A 17,985-nucleotide genomic window follows, 5' to 3' on the forward strand; every position below is an offset into this window, starting at 1 on the left:
ATTTATATAGATTTCAATAAATTTCTCAATTGCTCTTCTTGCTGAAAGCCTTGCGCTTCCTTTACTAACTTTCCTTGCTTATAAAGATGAAAAACCGGTATTCCCTCCACCTTCATCGCACGGGTCAAAGCCTTGGCTTGATCAATATTTAACCGATAAATGAACACCTTTCCTTCATACTCCTTAGCTAATTTTTTCAAAGTCGGTTCCATCTCCTTGCAAGGGATACACCAATCTGCATAAAAATCAATCAGAACAACTTTGTTTTCATGCAAAATCTTGTCAAAATCTGTCTTGGTGAATAAGTCTTTTTTCACTGGCTTCTCTCCAGGTGTTACAGGCAAATTTTCATTTTTCCAGGCCATAATACCACCTTTTAAATCGTATATTTCCTTAAATCCAAGCTCTTTTAATGTTGCCGTTGCCTTTGCACTTCTACTTCCTCCCAGGCAGTATACAAATACAGGCTTTGTCCGATCCAAACGACTAAGCTCTTTGTCGAAATCATTATCCTTAATATCAATGTTAAGCGCATGCTCAAGATGTCCATCCGCAAACTCATCAGCAGTCCGCACGTCGATCAACTGAACAGTCTCAGAGGAGTTATCTTTTAGTTTTTGTTGATACTGTTTGGCCGTCAAAGGTCCTTCTTCCTGCGTGGCCATTGCACACCCTTGTAGATACAAAGCGTACAAACAACAGGTCAACATATACCTAAATTTTATACGTAATCCCATAACACTTTCTAAATTAATATTACAAAAGTAACAGATCCGATTTTTAAATACTAAATAAAATTCGCCACGGTGATAATGAGGCGGCCTGTACAAGTCTAACGCCCATTGCTTACCGCTGCCATTTCGAAATTTATATTCCATGCATCTATCTTTATAAAATGAACCCCCATGTTTAAAATTTCATGTTCATCACACAGTGGAATGTAAATTTATTCACGTAATTTACAATATCCGGTTGTGTTTAAACCACAAAGGGTTCATAAATAAAACAAACACGAACGAACTAATTATTTACAGATGACAAAGGATTCTTACGATGCGATTGTGGTGGGTTCCGGCCCCAATGGGTTGGCAGCAGCCATCACCATGCAGAAAGCCGGATTGGAAGTTTTACTGATAGAAGCGAAGGAAACAATAGGAGGCGGCCTACGATCCGCACAATTTATGGATTCAGGAAATATATATGATATATGTTCTGCTATACACCCGATGGCACTTCAATCTCCCTTTTTCAAGAGATTACCCCTTGAACAGCATGGGTTAACTTACATAAATCCGCCGATTATGGCGGCTCATCCCCTAGACGGGGGGAAGGCTGTAGGGCTTTTTTCTTCACTAGAGCAAACATCCGGTCAGTTCAATACAGATAAAAACGCCTACATTCATTTATTTAAACCCTTAACAAAGTTATGGCCCACACTGATCAGCGACTTATTAGCCCCTTTTCATATACCTTCGAATCCTTTCCCGCTCATACGTTTTGGCAAGAACGCACTTCTATCGGCAACGCAACTCGCAAAACGCTTTCAAACCGAAGAACTGAAAGCTCTATGGGCAGGTATGGCGGCTCACTCCATGTTGCCCTTAGATTATATGACTACATCGGCGGTGGCATTGGTGCTATCTATCGCCGGTCATACCGGAGGTTGGCCTATTCCCCGAGGCGGATCGCAGCAAATAGCCAATGCCTTGGCTTCTTATTTTAAGTCGATTGGCGGGGACATTGAAACAAGTTTTTATGTAGACTCGCTTAAAAAGCTTCCTACGGCCCGAGCATTTCTTTTTGATCTAGGGCCAAAGCAATTGATACAAATTGCAGGGGATCGATTCCATGCCTCCTATCGGAGACAACTTGGCAGATATCGCTATGGGATGGGTGTTTTTAAAATTGATTGGTTGCTTGACGGTCCTATACCCTTTCAGTCAGAGCAATGCAGAAAAGCCGGCACTGTACATCTCGGTAATAGTCTACAGGAAATTGCCCATGCAGAACGACAAGTCTGGGAAGGGAAACATCCGGAGAGACCTTTTGTACTGCTTGCCCAACAGAGTTTGTTCGATACCACCCGCGTAATGGGGAATCATCAAATTGCCTGGGCCTATTGCCATGTCCCAAACGGTTCAACTGTTGATATGACCATGGCTATTGAACAACAAGTAGAACGATATGCTCCGGGATTTAAAGATCAAATAATTGCCAAGCAATGCATGAATACACATGCCTATGAAATCTACAATCCAAACTATATAGGTGGCGACATCAATGGAGGCGTAATGGATCTTAAACAATTATATACCAGACCCGCTTTGAGGTGGTCGCCCTACGGCACGCCTGCGAAAGACATTTATATTTGTTCTTCTTCAACGCCTCCCGGTGGAGGTGTGCATGGGATGTGTGGATACCATGCCGCAAAACAAGCATTAAAAAAGCGTTTCGGAATTGAAGTAGATTTTTAGCATTACATAAGCGATCTTAGGCCAAATAGGTAAAATTTATAGCCTAAATAGGAAGTTTTTATTCCTAACGATGCATGTTCCATGCCTGTATATTTGTGTTGAGTTTAATGTCTACTAAATAAGTAGTCTATTTATTAAAATCAGCAAAAACATACAAATGAATACAATTGAACAAAGAACGCCCTTAAAGAAGGAAGAGGTCATTAAAAAACGCCTAAATAGTCCCGCCTTTACGATCCATTCTATGCAATCAGCCATGTGCTATTCCTGTTGTTGCTAACAACCCATCTCCGCAAATTATTCCATTTTCTAACGATTTCATCTTTTGCTTTTCCTAATCACTTCGTGTCGATTACGAAGCTGTATGCAACTAACAATAATATACAATGATTAATCATTTTGCTAAACTATATAGGCTTGTTTTTCCGTTCCACAAAAATTTATGGCAACTATTTTTGTCAACTCTTCTTTTATTTTTAAGCGGAAATCTATGTGCACAGGTTACAAAGCCTTTGATCAATTCCACACTCGATGGAAAAGTGTTTGATAGTAACTCGAAAGAGCCACTCCCGGGCGCCACTGTCTCGATTGAAGGAACCACCCATAAAGCTAGTACGGATGGCGATGGGAAATTCAATTTTATCACCGGACAAAAGTTCCCCTATACACTTATCATTAACTATATTGGTTATAAAGTTAAGAAAGTTATTGCAACGGGAAGTCCAATAGCCATTGGACTAGAGCCCGATTTCAACCAATTGGAAGACGTGGTAGTGGTAGGTTATGGTACACAAAAACGTGGTGACCTGACGGGATCGGTTGCTTCTGTTCCGGCAGAGCTAAAGAGCCAACCTGTCGCTTCTCCGGAGCGCCTATTACAGGGATCTGTACCGGGCGTGGTTGTTACGCAAACCTCTGGTCAGCCAGGCGGCGGAGTGAGTGTGCAGATAAGGGGGAATAACTCCATTACGGCCGGCAGTGATCCCTTATATGTTATAGACGGCTTTCCGCTTAATAACGACTATTCACTAAACGACGCCGGCGTCACTACGGGTTCCAAAATAAACCCTTTATCTACCATTAACACCTCTGACATTGAGTCTATTGATGTATTGAAAGATGCTTCGGCAACTGCGATTTACGGATCGAGGGGCGCTAACGGCGTGGTGATTATCACTACTAAAAGTGGAAGTCGGAATAAATCTTCTATAAATTATGATGGGTACTATGGCTTCCAGGAGGTGATAAAAACCATCCCTTTATTGAACGCCGGGGAATGGTGGCAGTTGCGAAAGGATGCGGCCGTTAACTCAGGTAAATCAGCTTCGCTTCCAGCGGTGTCGGGCTATTCATTAGATACGAGTGGCGTGGGGACCGACTGGCAGGCGGCCGCTTTTCGGGAAGCACCTATTCAAAACCACAATTTGTCTATTTTAGCAGGGAGCGAAAAAACCCGGTTAGCTATCTCAGGCAACTATTTTGATCAAGATGGGATTCTACAAAACACCGGATTTAGAAGAATATCCGGACGAATAAATGTTGCCCACGACTACAATGAAAAATTAAAGTTTACAAGCAATATTTCAGCAAGCCAGTCGAAAGCCGATGTTGCCCCAACAGCAGTTGTCGCTAATTTATTATTGACCCCGCCGTCTCTTCCCATCTATCAGGACGACGGTTCGTATGTAATTTATAGTCCTTTCGAATCAAGTTTACAGAACCCTATCAACTCCCTATACAATCAGTTAAATGAAACAAAAACCAATCGCTTGCTGGGGAATATCGCGGGTGAATATGAAATCATTACAGGATTAAAAGCGAAAGTGCTGATAGGTGTCGACATTGTCGATAATAAACAGAATCGTTATTTACCAAAAACCACCGCCGAAGGTTTGGATTTAGGGGGCTTGGCACAAGTCGGCTCTGTTTTTACCTCCAACTGGTTAAACGAAAACACGTTAAGTTACGACAAGGTGATCGGTGAAAAGAACAGGATCAATGCCGTGGTAGGGTTTACCGCACAGCAATCGAACAGTGAAGGCACCGTTGCGGAAGCAGCTGGATTTGCGACCGATGCCTTTAGCTTTAACAATTTAGGGACGGGCGTAACCAATAGAACACCGAGCTCGATTGCCAATGAATGGTCGCTTGCCTCCTATCTGGCAAGAGTGAACTATGCTTATGACAGTCGATATCTATTCACCCTAACGTTTAGGGCTGATGGATCCTCTAAGTTTGGGGCTGGGAATAAATGGGGATATTTCCCTTCAGCGGCGTTTGGTTGGAATGTGAGTAATGAAGCATTCTTTAAGAATGTAAAACAGATAAGCCAGCTTAAAATTCGCTTAAGCGCGGGTACAACAGGCAACCAAAATATCCCGTCCTATCAGTCGCTATCGCGATTGAGCTACTTTAGATATAATTTCTCCAATACAACCGTACACGGTTTCGCACCTATAACGGTCCCAAACCCGGATTTGGGCTGGGAGAAGACCTTTCAATTTGACGGTGGAATTGACGTAGGTTTTTTTAACAATCGGATCAGTTTAGTTGCAGATTACTATTATAAAAAAACGACCGATCTGCTCCTAAGCCGTACCGTGCCCGGGACGTCAGGCTTAGCCGAGTTCGGAGGCGGACAAGCGTCCACCATCTATCAGAACATCGGAGCGGTGTCTAATCAAGGAATAGAGGTATATGTCAACTCGAATAATTTGATCGGAGATTTTACCTGGAAATCTATCTTGGTTTTCGCTAAAAATACAAACAAGATTCTTGACTTGGGAGAGGGCGTCGATCAAATTATTCCGGTAATCTCACAACCCTCCATTGCTAAGGTAGGCTATCCATTGGGCTCTTTTATCGTTTACCAAACCGATGGCATCATTCAAGAAGGCGACACGCCCCTAACACCGCAACAAAACAAAAATCCAGGTGGACAAAAATATAAGGATATCGACGGTGATGGTCAAATTACACAGGCAGGGGATCGAGTTGTGATCTCCAATCAACCTGGATTTACGGCCGGATTTACCAATAACTTTTCTTATAAAGGTTTCGATTTATCCGTTTTCTTTCAGAGTTCTGTAGGCGGGAAAATTTACAATGCCAATCGGGCTAATTTGGAACTAGGTACCGGTTATGTAAATGCGTCCAAAGTGCTGCTAAACCGCTGGACGCCTAACCACACCGATACGGATGTAAAGGCTGCTTTTCAAGACCCGGCAATTACCATTTCCGACCGCTTTATTGAAAGCGCAACTTACCTCCGTTTGAAAAATCTATCATTTGGATATACCATACCCAAACGAGTTTTTGGGAATTCGGGCTTCGATTCACTTCGCATCTATGTATCAGCACAAAATTTATGGACGTGGACCGACTATACGGGCTTTGATCCGGAGGTGAGCTTAAACGAACAATCTTTAATTAATAAGGGAATTGACCAAGGTGTTTACCCTAATAGTCGATCTTTTCAACTTGGACTCTCATTGACATTATAAATAACGCGTGAAATATGAAAATTCTTAGCTATATCTTAATACTCATTATCGGACTTAGTTTTTCTTCTTGCAAGAAATTTCTGGAAGAGGAGCCCGCCTCCGTTATATCGGAAGATCAGTTTTATAAGACACAGGATGATGCACTCAATGCGGTAAACGCGGTATATTTTTTTCTTAACTCGGGCGGATCTTCTGTTCAAACACCTTACAACACCTTATTTAATACCGGGATGAACATGGCCGGTGATGATGAGGATCCAGGCCCTGGAGCGACGAACCCGGATGTACGGTCACTTTCCGTTCTGGCCCACTCATCTACCAATCTCCGAATTTATGAAATCTGGCAGCAGCATTATGCGGCTATTAAGCGTGCCAATGTGGCTTTAGCAAAAATCCCCAACATAGATTTCGACAGCAGTTTAAAAAACAGGTTACTGGCCGAGACAAAATTCTTACGTGCCTTATACTACTTTAATCTCGTTCGCTTGTATGGCGACGTTCCATTAGTACTTAGTTATGAAACCTATATTGATGCCAACGATTATGCAATTGCGCGGACACCTAGCACAGCGGTCTACGCACAGATTGAAAAGGACCTAAAGGAAGCTGCGGAAGTATTGCCGGATCGCTATGCAGCGCCCGATATCGGCCGGGCAACGGCTGGCGCTGCGAAAGCTTTATTGGCAAAAGTTTATTTAACGGAAGCATCTTTACCATTGAAGCTGGAGGACAATTATGCCAATGCCGTGCTAACAGCTGAAGAAGTGCTCTCTGCCCAAGATGGTGGTACCGGAAATTACGGATACGATCTTTTCGAAAACTATGCCGAGGTATTTCTTCCCGATTTTAAAAATGGGAAGGAACACATCTTTTCAGCCCAGTTTAAGTCAAATTCCCTTAATCAGGGTAATAATGAAAATCCACGTGCCATATTGAGCGGTGTTCCGGGATTGCGAGGGAACTATGCGCATATGGTACGTTATTATAAAGAAGGTAGCGATAATTTTTTCAGTATCTATAAATTGTATAAACCATCCGATAAACGCCGATCTGTCACTTTTGTTACCAGTTTCATCAGTCCGACGAACGGACGTCAATATGCGCTTCCGCTTAACAACCCCGCCGTACCGGGAGATTCGACGCCGTTTTTTCATAAATGGTGGGATCCCAATTCCACGGCTGTCCCAAGTGAATCAGCCGCCAATGTACCTATTATTCGGTATGCGGAACTTTTATTGATTCATGCCGAAGCAGAAAATGAGCAGAATGGCCCTACCCTTAAAGCGTATCAGTCGATCAATCGCGTGCGAAGGAGAGCGGGACTACCCGATTTGACACCTGGCCTCACCAAGGATCAATTTCGCGATTCGGTTTACCTTGATCGAAGGCTGGAGTTAGTATATGAATATCAACGTTGGTTTGATCTGATCAGAGAGAAAGATGCTTCGGGCAACAGTGTTTTTGTAAAAAGTCTACATAAGGTGGGTAAGACTAACGCTGCAGAGAAACATCAATTATACCCTATTCCGCAATCAGAAATCGACAACAATCATTTGCTAACACAAAACCCCGGTTTTTAAAAACATTGTATATGCAAGATAAAATGACTCCCAATAATCAATTATTATTATGAAGAAAATAATCAATACTTCTCTCTTTTTGCTAGGTACGCTCTCGGCAGTACAGGGGCAAAATATCACGCAACAGCAAGAACCTTTTAAAGGTGTTGTTGGTACCAATTATGCGAATTCAAAGGAATCTTGGGTAGACCCCATAAAAGCCCCCTCGAACGCGCCAAATGTCATCTGGATTTTATTGGATGATGTTGGATTTGGAGCAAGCAGTACGTTCGGTGGTTTAATTAATACCCCAACTTTTGACAGTTTAGCGAACAATGGTTTGCGCTATACCAATTTCCATACCGCAGCCATCTGTGCGCCCACGCGAGCGGCTCTTCTAACAGGCCGTAATCACCATCGTGTACATGAGGGTGGTTTCTCCCACCGTTGGTCAGCATTTGGCTTTCCGGGCTGGGATGGCCGAATACCTGCTGACAAAGGTACCATCGCCGAAATATTAAGAGAACAGGGTTACAGCACTTTCGCCGTGGGGAAGTACGGATTGACACCTGATCAGGACGCAACGGATGCAGGCCCTTTTGACCGATGGCCTTCCGGTAAGGGTTTCGAACATTTTTTTGGTTTTCTTGGGTCGGCAACAGACCAATATGAACCGGATTTAGTAGAAGACAATGCACACGTCACGCCCAATGGCAAGCATTTGAGCGAGCAAATAACCGATAAAGCGATCAGCTTTATTGACCGACAAAAAAGTGCAGCGCCTGACAAACCCTTCTTTTTGTATTATGCCCCGGGAGCTACGCATTCACCGCATCAAGTGGAACCTAAATGGCGGGATTTATATAAAGGAAAATTTGATAAGGGCTGGGATCATTACCGAGAACAAGTATTTAAAAGGCAAAAGGAATTGGGTATCATACCGGCTAATGCCAGCTTGCCTGCACGAAATCCCAATATCAAAGCCTGGGACAAATTATCGGCTGACGAGAAAAAGGTATATGCTCGCTTTTTTGAAGTCTATGCAGGCTATTTAACTTATACCGATTATGAAGTAAGTCGTTTAGTGAATCACCTAAAAGAGATCAATCAGTTGGATAATACGTTAATTTTTGTCATTCTCGGAGATAACGGAGCCAGTAAAGAAGGAACTTTATACGGTACCATCAAGCGCTCGCCGACAGCTGCCCTGCAACAGGATCTGAGCGAAGAGGAGGCGCTCAAGGTCAATCTGGCAAATTTCGATCTGATCGGCACTCCTCAAGCCACCAATGGAAACTATCCTTTAGGGTGGGCTCAAGCTGCCAATACACCATTTAAATATTGGAAGCAAGATGCGCACGCAGAGGGCGGAACACGAAATCCGTTAATTGTTTTTTATCCGAAATCGATTCAGGATAAAGGAGGGATTCGGAATCAATACGGCCATGTGAACGATTTATTACCCACCACGCTGGAATTTCTCAATATTAAAGCGCCTGCGTATATCCGTGGTATTAAACAGGATACCATTCAAGGAACGTCTTTGTTGTATTCTTTTGCTGAAAAGAACGCTCCATCACGTCACTCCGTCCAATACTATTACATTTTCGGTTCACGGGCTATCTATAAAGACGGTTGGAAGGCAAGCTTGGCCTTTAAGATTGCCGATGGTAAAGGGGGGAAAAGTCGCAATGTGAGCTTTGAAGACCCCAACCATATCGACTGGCAGCTATTTAACCTTCATGAAGACTTCAATGAACAACATGATTTGGCTAAGAAAAATCCCGCTAAACTCGAGGAGCTGAAAGCGTTATTCGAGGAGGAAGCAAAGAAAAACAATATATACCCCTATATAACCTGGGATGATGTTACTGATAGGCGAAATACATTGTCAAAACAATAATAACTCGGTGTCAAATAAATCAGATATAGAAAGATGAAACAATTAATCTTAGGCGTGCTATTACTGTTCACGCTAGAGGCAGTAATGGCACAAGAAAAAACAACTAACCTATTGCCTTTCGAGACATTTGAAAAAAAGCTATTGGCTGCCGGACCTGATCCCCAAATTTTGGACGCTCGTTCTGAAGAAGAGTTTATACAAAATCACGTAAAGGGAGCGCTGAATGTATCCGATGAAAAGCAGTTTAAATCAATAGTATCGAAATTAAGAAAGGAGGCGCCCGTATTTATTTACTCTATTGGCAACGGGCGAAGTGCTAAGTTGGCTGCGGTTTTGCGCGCACTGCATTTTAAGGAGGTGTATGAATTTCCGGGAGGACTTAGTAAATGGATAGCACAGGGGAAACCCGTTGAATCGACAGTGGGAGATGGTTTGTCATTGGCAGGATTTAACGAGCAAATTACATCAGAAAAGTTGGTATTAGTTGATGTCGGATCTCGTTATTGTGGCGGATGTAAAAAACTGAAACCGATCGTGGAGAAGTTAGCGGAAGAAAATAAGGATAAACTTAAATTGGTTAATATCGAAGCCTACGATAATAAGCAGCTAACGAAAGCGCTAGCTGTGGACGCATTACCGACACTCATCTTATACAAGGGAAAAGAGGTGGTTTGGAAAAAACATGGACTGAGTTCGGAAGAAGAAATTCTTACCGAGTTGAATAAACATAAAATTTAATGACATGACTTTTCAAGATATTGTTTTGTTGGCAAAAAAAATACTGGTAGGCCTTGTAGTAACAGCCATTCCCGTGTTGATTATCTTTTTTACGATTAGCTTTTTACAAAAACTTATTGCATAGGAGGTATTGAAATGAAATTGGAAAAAGAAGTTAAAGATCGGATTGTAAGAAATGTCCTGCTTAGTATATTTATTTGCGCACTACCCATTTTGCTCATGTTTCTTTATTTCTATTTGACCGGTGAAAAACCTTGGGTTAAGTAGATGCGTGTAGAACTATTATCCATTATCCCTTAATGACACATTATTATGATACAATTTATTGAAGCCATATTTGAAAATTTAAACACATGGGGGCTTGCGGTGCTGACGCTGATTGTCGGTATTGCTGAGTTTTCGTTAGGCCTTTACGGAAAGGAATGGAATCGAAATGAAAAAATACTTGACCTTGCCTGCTATGCTTTGCCTAGATTGGTGACAAGGCCGTTAGTGGCTTATTTTGGGTTGAAACTTGTTCCCTTCGTTTTACCGCACGCAAAGGATGCATTTGAGTGGGTTCCCTTTTTCTGGGGCTTTGTGATTATCTGTATTTATGACGATTTGACGCAATATTGGTATCATCGGCTTCATCATGAAATCCCCTGGCTTTGGCGATTTCATCGAACACACCATTCGGCTTCGTATATGGGAATGGCCATGGCATCCAGACAAAATATTATTTATACGATCTTTTTCTCGCAAACTTACTTAACAGTTATTTTAGTGTATTTAGGTTTAGGTTACCCTGCTTTGTTTGCAAAGGGAATAAAGTCATTGATTACTAAAATGGCACATTCGAGTATTAAATGGGATAAACCTTTTTATGAAAAAAAATGGCTTCATCCACTTGCATGGATACTTGAAAGAACGATTTCCACACCGGCAACCCATCATGCTCACCATGCAGATACAACCGATGATGGGATAGGATATTACAAAGGAAATTTCGGTAATATGTTTTTCCTTTGGGATGTTATTTTTGGGACGGCGTTAATAACCCGGCAATACCCGAAATCTTATGGTATTTCTCATTATGAAGGTGATGAGTGGTACGCACAGCTCCTTTGGCCCCTATTAAAATCCAGCGTGCCCGGAAGCGAATTGGCTGCACATGGCCCGATGGTACGCGAAGACATCCAACCAAATGAGGTGGAAGTAAATAACACAAAGGAAGAAGTAACCGCACCCTTGGAAACCGACGGAATTCAACCGAGGTTCACCGCTTAAGCTGGTAATGAGAAAGGATTTTTTAAAAAAATCCTTTCTCATGTTAACATATTATGATAGATTTGATTCCATACTAATCAAATCAGATACTAAAAAATATGAGTGAAGGAATAACATCGGCCGAAACCGTTCTTCAGGAACAAGATTTATCGCCGGAATTACAAAATCTACCGAAGCGGAATTTTCTTACAGAGGATTGGACCGTCGTGATATTGGGTTTCATCATTATCGGCCTTGCTATTTTAGGTTTTCACGTGGAAGCACCCAAGTACAAATGGTCAGCTATTGAGAGCTTGTCTTCCGTGTTTGAAGCTGCGAACCTCCTCAAGCTATTCAAGCAGCTTATTTTTACTTTTGCGCTGCTGATTCTGGGGGGGCTGTTAACAGGTAGAAGAATAAAGCCATATTTGCTCGGTTTTCCCGTTGTATTTTTCTTAACGGCACTCGCCTTGCTATTAGCAGGCAATAAAACGATGGAAGATCTGGGATTGGAAGCCGTTATTTTCAGTCTGCTTGTAGGCCTATTGGTAGGCAATACGGTTAAACTGCCTGTTTGGCTTAAAGAAGCCTTATCGGCCGAACTTTTGGTGAAAATAGGCTTGGTATTGCTCGGAACAAATGTGATCTTTTCCGATATCCTCAAAGCGGGTTCACTAGGCCTCATCCAATCCTTAGTTGTTGTATTGTCAGTGTGGTATTTTTCTTTTTGGCTATGTAAGAAGTTTAAGATAGATGAAGAATTGGGTTTAATGTTATCCAGTGCCGTATCCATTTGCGGGGTTTCTGCCGCCATCGCTACATCAGGCGCTATACAAGGCGACTCCAAGAAATTATCATATGTTGTCTCTATGGTGTTAATTACGGCTATTCCCATGATGATTATCATGCCTTACATCGCGAATTATTTTGGTTTCTCGGAAGAAGTAACAGGAGCTTGGTTAGGCGGAAGTATCGATACCTCGGGAGCGGTGGTAGCCTCCGGTTCCCTGGTAGGCGAAACGGCGCTAAAAATAAGCACGATCGTTAAATTTTCTCAAAACGTCTTATTGGGAGTAGCTGCACTTGCTATTTCTGTTTATTGGACCTATACCAATCATCCTGCAGGAAAGGAAGCCGCCAACAAACCGAGTTTAGGTGTCATTTGGGAACGTTTCCCCAAATTTGTTTTAGGCTTTATCGCCGCGTCTTTATTATTTTCATTTTTCTTGCAACCCGATACGGTGGCGTCGGTAAAAGGGGATATAAAAAGTATACAAGGCTTATGGTTTGCCCTTGCGTTTACAAGTATCGGTTTAGAAACAAACTTTAAGGATTTAATCAGAGAGAATAGCAAGCGCCCATTTTGGGTTTTTCTAATCGCTCAGTTATTTAATATCATCCTTACCTTAGTACTGGCAATGCTTCTTTTCGGATAGATGAATAGGAGAAGGAATGAAATTTACGACAGGTTAAAGAAGGAGCAAACAGTGCAAGCGATATTATGCAATCTATGAACAACTATAGCAATCGATGGATTCAGGCTTTGGTAGGCGGAGCAATGATATTATCAGCCTGTAATTCAACTGCGGATAAATCAGCCAATCAAAAAGACTCCGTAGCAATGTGTGTTTCAGAAGGAATTCCTTCACGAGCTGCAGCCGTAAAAAAGACACAAGAAAACCTGTTACAAGGAGCTGATGATGCGAAGATGGTTTTTATTAAAGGAGGCTTTTTTCAAATGGGTTCAAGCGAGTTTGCTGATACCCAGCCGATTCATGAGGTGAAGGTCCATGATTTTTGGATGGATGAGCACGAGGTAACCAATGCGCAATTCGCTAAGTTTGTAGAGGCTACCGGTTACATCACCGTAGCGGAAAGGGCTCTGGACCCGGCCGACTTCCCCGGAGTTTCGAGGGATTTACTCGTTCCGGGATCGGCGGTATTCACGCCCCCCAAAGAGCCGGTAAATCTAAATAACCATCTACAATGGTGGAAGTATGTGCCCGGAGCTTCTTGGCGACAGCCTAAAGGGCCTGGGAGTAACATTAATGGAAAGGAAAACGAACCCGTTGTTCAAGTAAGCTATGAAGATGCAGAGGCATTCGCCAAATGGGCCGGAAAGCGCCTGCCCACCGAAGCGGAATGGGAATATGCTGCGCGTGCCGGACAAGTGGGAAAAAAGTATTATTGGGGGGATGAATTAAAACCGCAAGGTAAATGGGTTGCCAATACCTATCAGGGAAATTTTCCGGTGAGTAATGCCGCAGAAGATGGCTTTGCGGAGCTTGCTCCCGTAAAATCCTTTCCAGCAAACGCATATGGTTTATATGACATGGAAGGAAATGTTTGGGAATGGTGTGCTGATTTCTATCGTCCCGATGCTTATGAGCATGCGGAGAAGGATAATCCCAAGGGCCCAAGTGATAGTTATGATCCGGCCGAACCGGGGCTGGTCAAGCGTGTCCAACGAGGCGGCTCATTTTTATGTAACGAGCAATATTGTGAACGTTACAAAGCAGGTAGCAGAGGAAAAGGAGAAGTGAGTAGTGCAAGCAATAACCTAGGCTTCAGGTGTGTACAGGATCAGGCACCTTAACAGCCCTATTGTACAGGAATGTACAATGAATAGAACATCGATGAAATATTTTATAAATAAAAACATTTCATCGATGTTTCAGCAACTCACTGGCATGTTTCAAAGCCGCTTCGCCCGGATTGCTGCCACTTAACATTTGCGCAACCTCAACCACCCGTTCTTCGTCGCTTAGCTTCCGCATATTACTGCGTGTTACTTCTCCTGCTTCTGCTTTATAGACTTTGTAATGGGCATTTCCCTTCGATGCAATTTGCGGTAAATGGGTGATGGCAATAACCTGCATGTGTTTAGCCATTTCTTCCATAACATTTCCGACTTTAAGGGCAACTTCGCCCGAAATACCGGTATCAATTTCATCAAAAATGATGGTTGGAAGTGCCGAACTTTTAGCAATGAGCGATTTAATGGCCAGCATCAATCGCGACAATTCCCCACCTGAGGCAACTTTATTTAATGGCTGTGGCACCTGTCCCTTATTTGCTGTGAAAAGGAAACGTACCGTATCTGCTCCGGATAAACGCAATGTACTTGAATCCAGCTCAATAGACAAAACACTATTTGGCATACCTACTTCTGATAACACCTCAATCACTGCTTTTTGTACCAATGGGATGGCCTTTTGTCGATTGGCCCTTAGTTCTTCGGCTAGCTTTTCACTAGCCTCACGGAGCGCATCGCTCTCTGCCTTAAGTTTTGCAATCTCCTCATCATTGGACGAGAGTTTAATAAGCTTGTTTTCCAAATCTTTCTGTATGGCTAAAAGCTCTGCAACACTGCTTACATGATGTTTCTGTTGTAATTGATAGAGTAAACTCAGGCGCTCGTTTACCTCGGTTAGACGTCCCTCATCAAAAAGAATGTGCTGCTCGGTCCGTTCTACTTCTTCCGCAATGTCCTTAATTTCTATCAAAGCACTTTGCAAGCGTTCACTTAACTCATGGAGATTACTGACATAACGCTCCGCTTGCTGTATCTGCAGTCCTGCCTCCTTCAATGAATTAATAACAGGTTGCTCCTGCTCACTTAACAAAAAGTTGGCAGCCAATAAGGCGCGCTTAATTTCTTCCGCATGGCTCAGTTGATTCTGCTCCTGTTCCAAGGCCTCCTGTTCATCGCCATTCAATTTGGCAGCGGCCAATTCGTCATATAAAAACTGATGATAGTCGGCCTCGCTTTGCGCCTGCTTACTTTCCTCTATCAAGTCATGAAGAGCCTGTGTTACCTGTCTATATTTCCTAAAGGTTTCTTGATAGGTTTTTAAGAGCGATCCATTTTCACCAACACTATCAAGGGTCATAAGCTGAAAATCCTCTGTATTGATTTCCAAGGTAGCGTGCTGTGAGTGGATATCAATCAGCCGTTCGCCCAATGCTTTAAGGGTGCTAAGCGTAACCGGGGTGTCATTTACAAAAGCCCTGGATTTCCCATCGGCACTTATTTCCCTACGGAGGATGGTTTCAGGCTCATAATCGAGATCCTCTTCCTGAAAAAAATCACCTAGATTATATTCTTCAATTTGAAAAAAACCTTCGATTACACATTTCTGCGCCTGATTATAGAAGTATTTGCTTTCGGCTCTTTGCCCGAGAATGAGGGATAAGGCTCCTAATATAATGGATTTCCCTGCACCGGTTTCACCCGTCAATATATTGAGCCCTTTGGCGGGACTGATATCAAGTTCATCTATTAAAGCGTAGTTTTTTATTAATAAGCGCTTAAGCATCTGTATCGGATCGTGTTTTTTTTAAAGACTCTTTATTGTTTCGTACTTATTGCTATTTCCCGGGTCGGCCTCTGATAATATATTGATTGCCTTTATTTTCTCCGGTCCTGTTAATCCGCCGATTAAGTTTGCCAACTCATCGGATTTGGCAGTGAAAAAAGCTTGGTTGTACATGGCCCCCTGCGCCATCCGATCTACCTTCACTAGGAGCGGTAGCAAGTCGATCAACTTTCGTTTCGAAGCATTCTGATTATCTGCCATTTTATCCAATACATCTAAATGATAACGATAAGAAAAGCTACGTAGCGGTTCATAATTATTGTCGAGCATGTTATTTACCAACCAGAAACGGTTGTTCATGCTCTCGATCGATTTCCAGCCTGCAAAATTGGCTGTCTGCGCATTGTTCAGTACGTTCTGCGCCAGTGTATAATAGGGTGTTCCACCTTTCTCACTAAACGAATCAGCGTCGAGCCCCACAATAAGGTAGGCGTAATAGGCTAACAACGAAGTGATATTGCTTAGATATTGCTGCGCGGAAAAATCCAAGGGCTCTCCTTCTGTATAGGTGAAATCGAAGTTCTTATCGGATAAAGTAAGAATAGGGCTGTTATAGGTGGTATTGTAGACCGGTCGCGTTGAAATAATCTGCGCCTCGGCTTTGTAGTTGCTGCTACCGTCCCACTCTTTCACTGTAATAACGAAGCTGCAGTCGATACGTTCTTCAGGCAGGATTTGCTGATTACTCCATTTCTTATTATTAAGGAAGTCCGTCATTGCTTGCTGCAATACATCGAAAGCACGCTTATTGGTTGCTTGAACCTGCGGCGACAAAATCTGCACCCGCGCATTTAAGTCTTGCGCCCATGCCGGTGCCAGCGTCGCAATGCTGAATAGAAGAAAAGAAACGAAGGTTCTTGTCATATTATACATGATTAGCATCAAAGGTACGTAATAAGGTAAAATTAAAAATTAAAAATTAAAAAAGCTGACAGCAAAACTTCATCTTCCCTAAAGAGCGCTTCTCAATAGATGAAACCTGCATGAGTTGCAACTCAAAAAAGATAAGAATAAATCTAAGCTCATGCAAGCTTCATTGCCATTAAAAAATAGATTATTCTAATGAAAAAAAGTGTAATTTTACCCCCTTATATAAATACAGTTTACAATAAATCAAACCGATATGGCATACAACCTACTGAAAGGTAAAAGAGGTATTATATCCGGCGCGTTAAATTCCAGTTCTATTGCATGGAAGGTTGCCGAGAAAGCACATGAAGAAGGTGCTACATTTGTGTTAACTAACGCTCCTATCGCTATGCGTATGGGCGAACTCAATGAACTAGCTTCAAAAACAGGTGCGGAAATTATTCCTGCGGACGCAACCAGTGTAGACGATTTAACCAATCTATTCACCAAATCCCAAGAGATTTTAGGCGGTAAAATCGATTTTGTGTTACACTCCATTGGTATGAGTGTAAACGTGCGTAAAAGCATTCCTTATACCGAAGCTAATTACGACTTCTTTCAAAAGGGCATGGACGTATCAGCTTTGTCATTGCATAAAATGCTTCAAGTAGCGATGAAATTAGATGCCATTAATGAATGGGGAAGTGTAGTAGCCTTAACCTATGCAGCCGCTCAACGCACCTACTCCTTCTACAACGATATGGCTGATATCAAAGCTGCCTTAGAATCCATTGCGAGAAGCTTCGGTTATCATTATGGTGTCGCCAAAAAGGTACGTGTTAATACCGTTTCACAGTCGCCTACCAAAACCACTGCCGGACAGGGTATCAAAGGCTTTGGCGATTTCTTTGATTTTGCCGATGCCATGTCACCACTAGGCAATGCCAGCGCAGAACAATGTGCTGATTACTGTATTACCTTATTCTCAGACTTGACCCGCATGGTGACCATGCAGAACTTATACCACGATGGTGGATATTCTTCTACCGGTGTTACCAGCACCATTTTGGAGAAATTCGGTATTGAAGGGTAAGTGTTCAATAATTATATTTTTCAGCAAAAAGCAACGGGGAATTTCCGTTGCTTTTTTGTTTAGATATTGCCTTAGCGTTAACAGCAAGGACTCCGCTACGACGTACTCAGTCAGGAGGTTTTTGCCATCCCCCGATAACTAGGAGGAAGACATTCAAGATGAATAAAATATTTTGGTAAATGTATATAGGTTTATACTTTAAATTTTCAGTTTCGCCTGTAAATTATTATCTTGTCTTC

12 protein-coding genes are annotated in these 17,985 nt (G+C 42.5%); 9 read left to right on the forward strand and 3 right to left on the reverse strand.

Annotation, left to right across the window (positions count from 1 at the left end; all coding sequences use genetic code 11):
- Nucleotides 1-2 precede the first annotated feature (2 nt).
- On the reverse strand, nt 3-878 hold the full coding sequence (locus E0E36_RS27075; protein ID WP_130858532.1) for a thioredoxin domain-containing protein: 876 nt from the start codon (nt 876-878) through the stop codon (nt 3-5).
- 156 nt (nt 879-1,034) lie between these two features.
- On the opposite strand from E0E36_RS27075, the gene E0E36_RS27080 reads away from it, so the two are divergent.
- From E0E36_RS27080 to E0E36_RS27115, 8 genes are all read left to right on the forward strand, one after another.
- A complete protein-coding gene (locus tag E0E36_RS27080; RefSeq protein ID WP_130858533.1) occupies nt 1,035-2,474 on the forward strand; it encodes a phytoene desaturase family protein in 1,440 nt (479 codons plus the stop codon).
- Nucleotides 2,475-2,860: 386 nt separating this feature from the next.
- Complete coding sequence (locus E0E36_RS27085; protein WP_130858534.1) at nt 2,861-5,977, forward strand: SusC/RagA family TonB-linked outer membrane protein; 3,117 nt, start codon at nt 2,861-2,863, stop codon at nt 5,975-5,977.
- 14 nt (nt 5,978-5,991) lie between these two features.
- Entirely contained in the window at nt 5,992-7,557 is a 1,566-nt protein-coding gene (locus E0E36_RS27090; RefSeq protein ID WP_130858535.1) for a RagB/SusD family nutrient uptake outer membrane protein, read from the forward strand.
- Between the two features lie 49 nt (nt 7,558-7,606).
- On the forward strand, nt 7,607-9,439 hold the full coding sequence (locus tag E0E36_RS27095) for an arylsulfatase (protein ID WP_130858536.1): 1,833 nt from the start codon (nt 7,607-7,609) through the stop codon (nt 9,437-9,439).
- Nucleotides 9,440-9,472: 33 nt separating this feature from the next.
- The gene (locus E0E36_RS27100; protein ID WP_130858537.1) at nt 9,473-10,177 is read left to right on the forward strand and encodes a thioredoxin domain-containing protein; all 705 of its coding nucleotides are present in this window, start codon (nt 9,473-9,475) and stop codon (nt 10,175-10,177) included.
- Nucleotides 10,178-10,489: 312 nt separating this feature from the next.
- The gene (locus E0E36_RS27105; RefSeq protein WP_130858538.1) at nt 10,490-11,446 is read left to right on the forward strand and encodes a sterol desaturase family protein; all 957 of its coding nucleotides are present in this window, start codon (nt 10,490-10,492) and stop codon (nt 11,444-11,446) included.
- 98 nt (nt 11,447-11,544) lie between these two features.
- On the forward strand, nt 11,545-12,861 hold the full coding sequence (locus tag E0E36_RS27110; protein WP_013663705.1) for a YeiH family protein: 1,317 nt from the start codon (nt 11,545-11,547) through the stop codon (nt 12,859-12,861).
- Nucleotides 12,862-12,926: 65 nt separating this feature from the next.
- A complete protein-coding gene (locus E0E36_RS27115; protein WP_130858539.1) occupies nt 12,927-14,021 on the forward strand; it encodes a formylglycine-generating enzyme family protein in 1,095 nt (364 codons plus the stop codon).
- A 67-nt stretch (nt 14,022-14,088) separates the two neighbouring features.
- Here E0E36_RS27115 and recN read toward each other — a convergent pair whose 3' ends face one another.
- Entirely contained in the window at nt 14,089-15,744 is a 1,656-nt protein-coding gene (recN, locus tag E0E36_RS27120; RefSeq protein ID WP_130858540.1) for a DNA repair protein RecN, read from the reverse strand.
- A gap of 21 nt (nt 15,745-15,765) precedes the next feature.
- Complete coding sequence (porD, locus tag E0E36_RS27125; RefSeq protein WP_130858541.1) at nt 15,766-16,668, reverse strand: type IX secretion system protein PorD; 903 nt, start codon at nt 16,666-16,668, stop codon at nt 15,766-15,768.
- Nucleotides 16,669-16,927: 259 nt separating this feature from the next.
- On the opposite strand from porD, the gene E0E36_RS27130 reads away from it, so the two are divergent.
- Nucleotides 16,928-17,746 carry an enoyl-ACP reductase FabI gene (locus E0E36_RS27130; protein WP_013663709.1) on the forward strand — a complete coding sequence of 273 codons (819 nt, stop codon included), beginning with the start codon at nt 16,928-16,930 and terminating at the stop codon, nt 17,744-17,746.
- Nucleotides 17,747-17,985 lie beyond the last annotated feature (239 nt).

Source organism: Olivibacter jilunii (assembly GCF_900607235.1).
In the GTDB taxonomy this organism is placed as follows: domain Bacteria; phylum Bacteroidota; class Bacteroidia; order Sphingobacteriales; family Sphingobacteriaceae; genus Olivibacter; species Olivibacter oleidegradans.

Excerpts from the sequence above, each read along its gene's own strand:
- E0E36_RS27075 (WP_130858532.1), bottom strand. The coding sequence starts at position 878 with ATGGAATATAAATTTCGAAATGGCAGCGGTAAGCAATGGGCGTTAGAC.
- E0E36_RS27080 (WP_130858533.1), top strand. The coding sequence starts at position 1,035 with ATGACAAAGGATTCTTACGATGCGATTGTGGTGGGTTCCGGCCCCAAT.
- E0E36_RS27085 (WP_130858534.1), top strand. The coding sequence starts at position 2,861 with ATGATTAATCATTTTGCTAAACTATATAGGCTTGTTTTTCCGTTCCAC.
- E0E36_RS27090 (WP_130858535.1), top strand. The coding sequence starts at position 5,992 with ATGAAAATTCTTAGCTATATCTTAATACTCATTATCGGACTTAGTTTT.
- E0E36_RS27095 (WP_130858536.1), top strand. The coding sequence starts at position 7,607 with ATGAAGAAAATAATCAATACTTCTCTCTTTTTGCTAGGTACGCTCTCG.
- E0E36_RS27100 (WP_130858537.1), top strand. The coding sequence starts at position 9,473 with ATGAAACAATTAATCTTAGGCGTGCTATTACTGTTCACGCTAGAGGCA.
- E0E36_RS27105 (WP_130858538.1), top strand. The coding sequence starts at position 10,490 with ATGATACAATTTATTGAAGCCATATTTGAAAATTTAAACACATGGGGG.
- E0E36_RS27110 (WP_013663705.1), top strand. The coding sequence starts at position 11,545 with ATGAGTGAAGGAATAACATCGGCCGAAACCGTTCTTCAGGAACAAGAT.
- E0E36_RS27115 (WP_130858539.1), top strand. The coding sequence starts at position 12,927 with ATGCAATCTATGAACAACTATAGCAATCGATGGATTCAGGCTTTGGTA.
- recN (WP_130858540.1), bottom strand. The coding sequence starts at position 15,744 with ATGCTTAAGCGCTTATTAATAAAAAACTACGCTTTAATAGATGAACTT.
- porD (WP_130858541.1), bottom strand. The coding sequence starts at position 16,668 with ATGACAAGAACCTTCGTTTCTTTTCTTCTATTCAGCATTGCGACGCTG.
- E0E36_RS27130 (WP_013663709.1), top strand. The coding sequence starts at position 16,928 with ATGGCATACAACCTACTGAAAGGTAAAAGAGGTATTATATCCGGCGCG.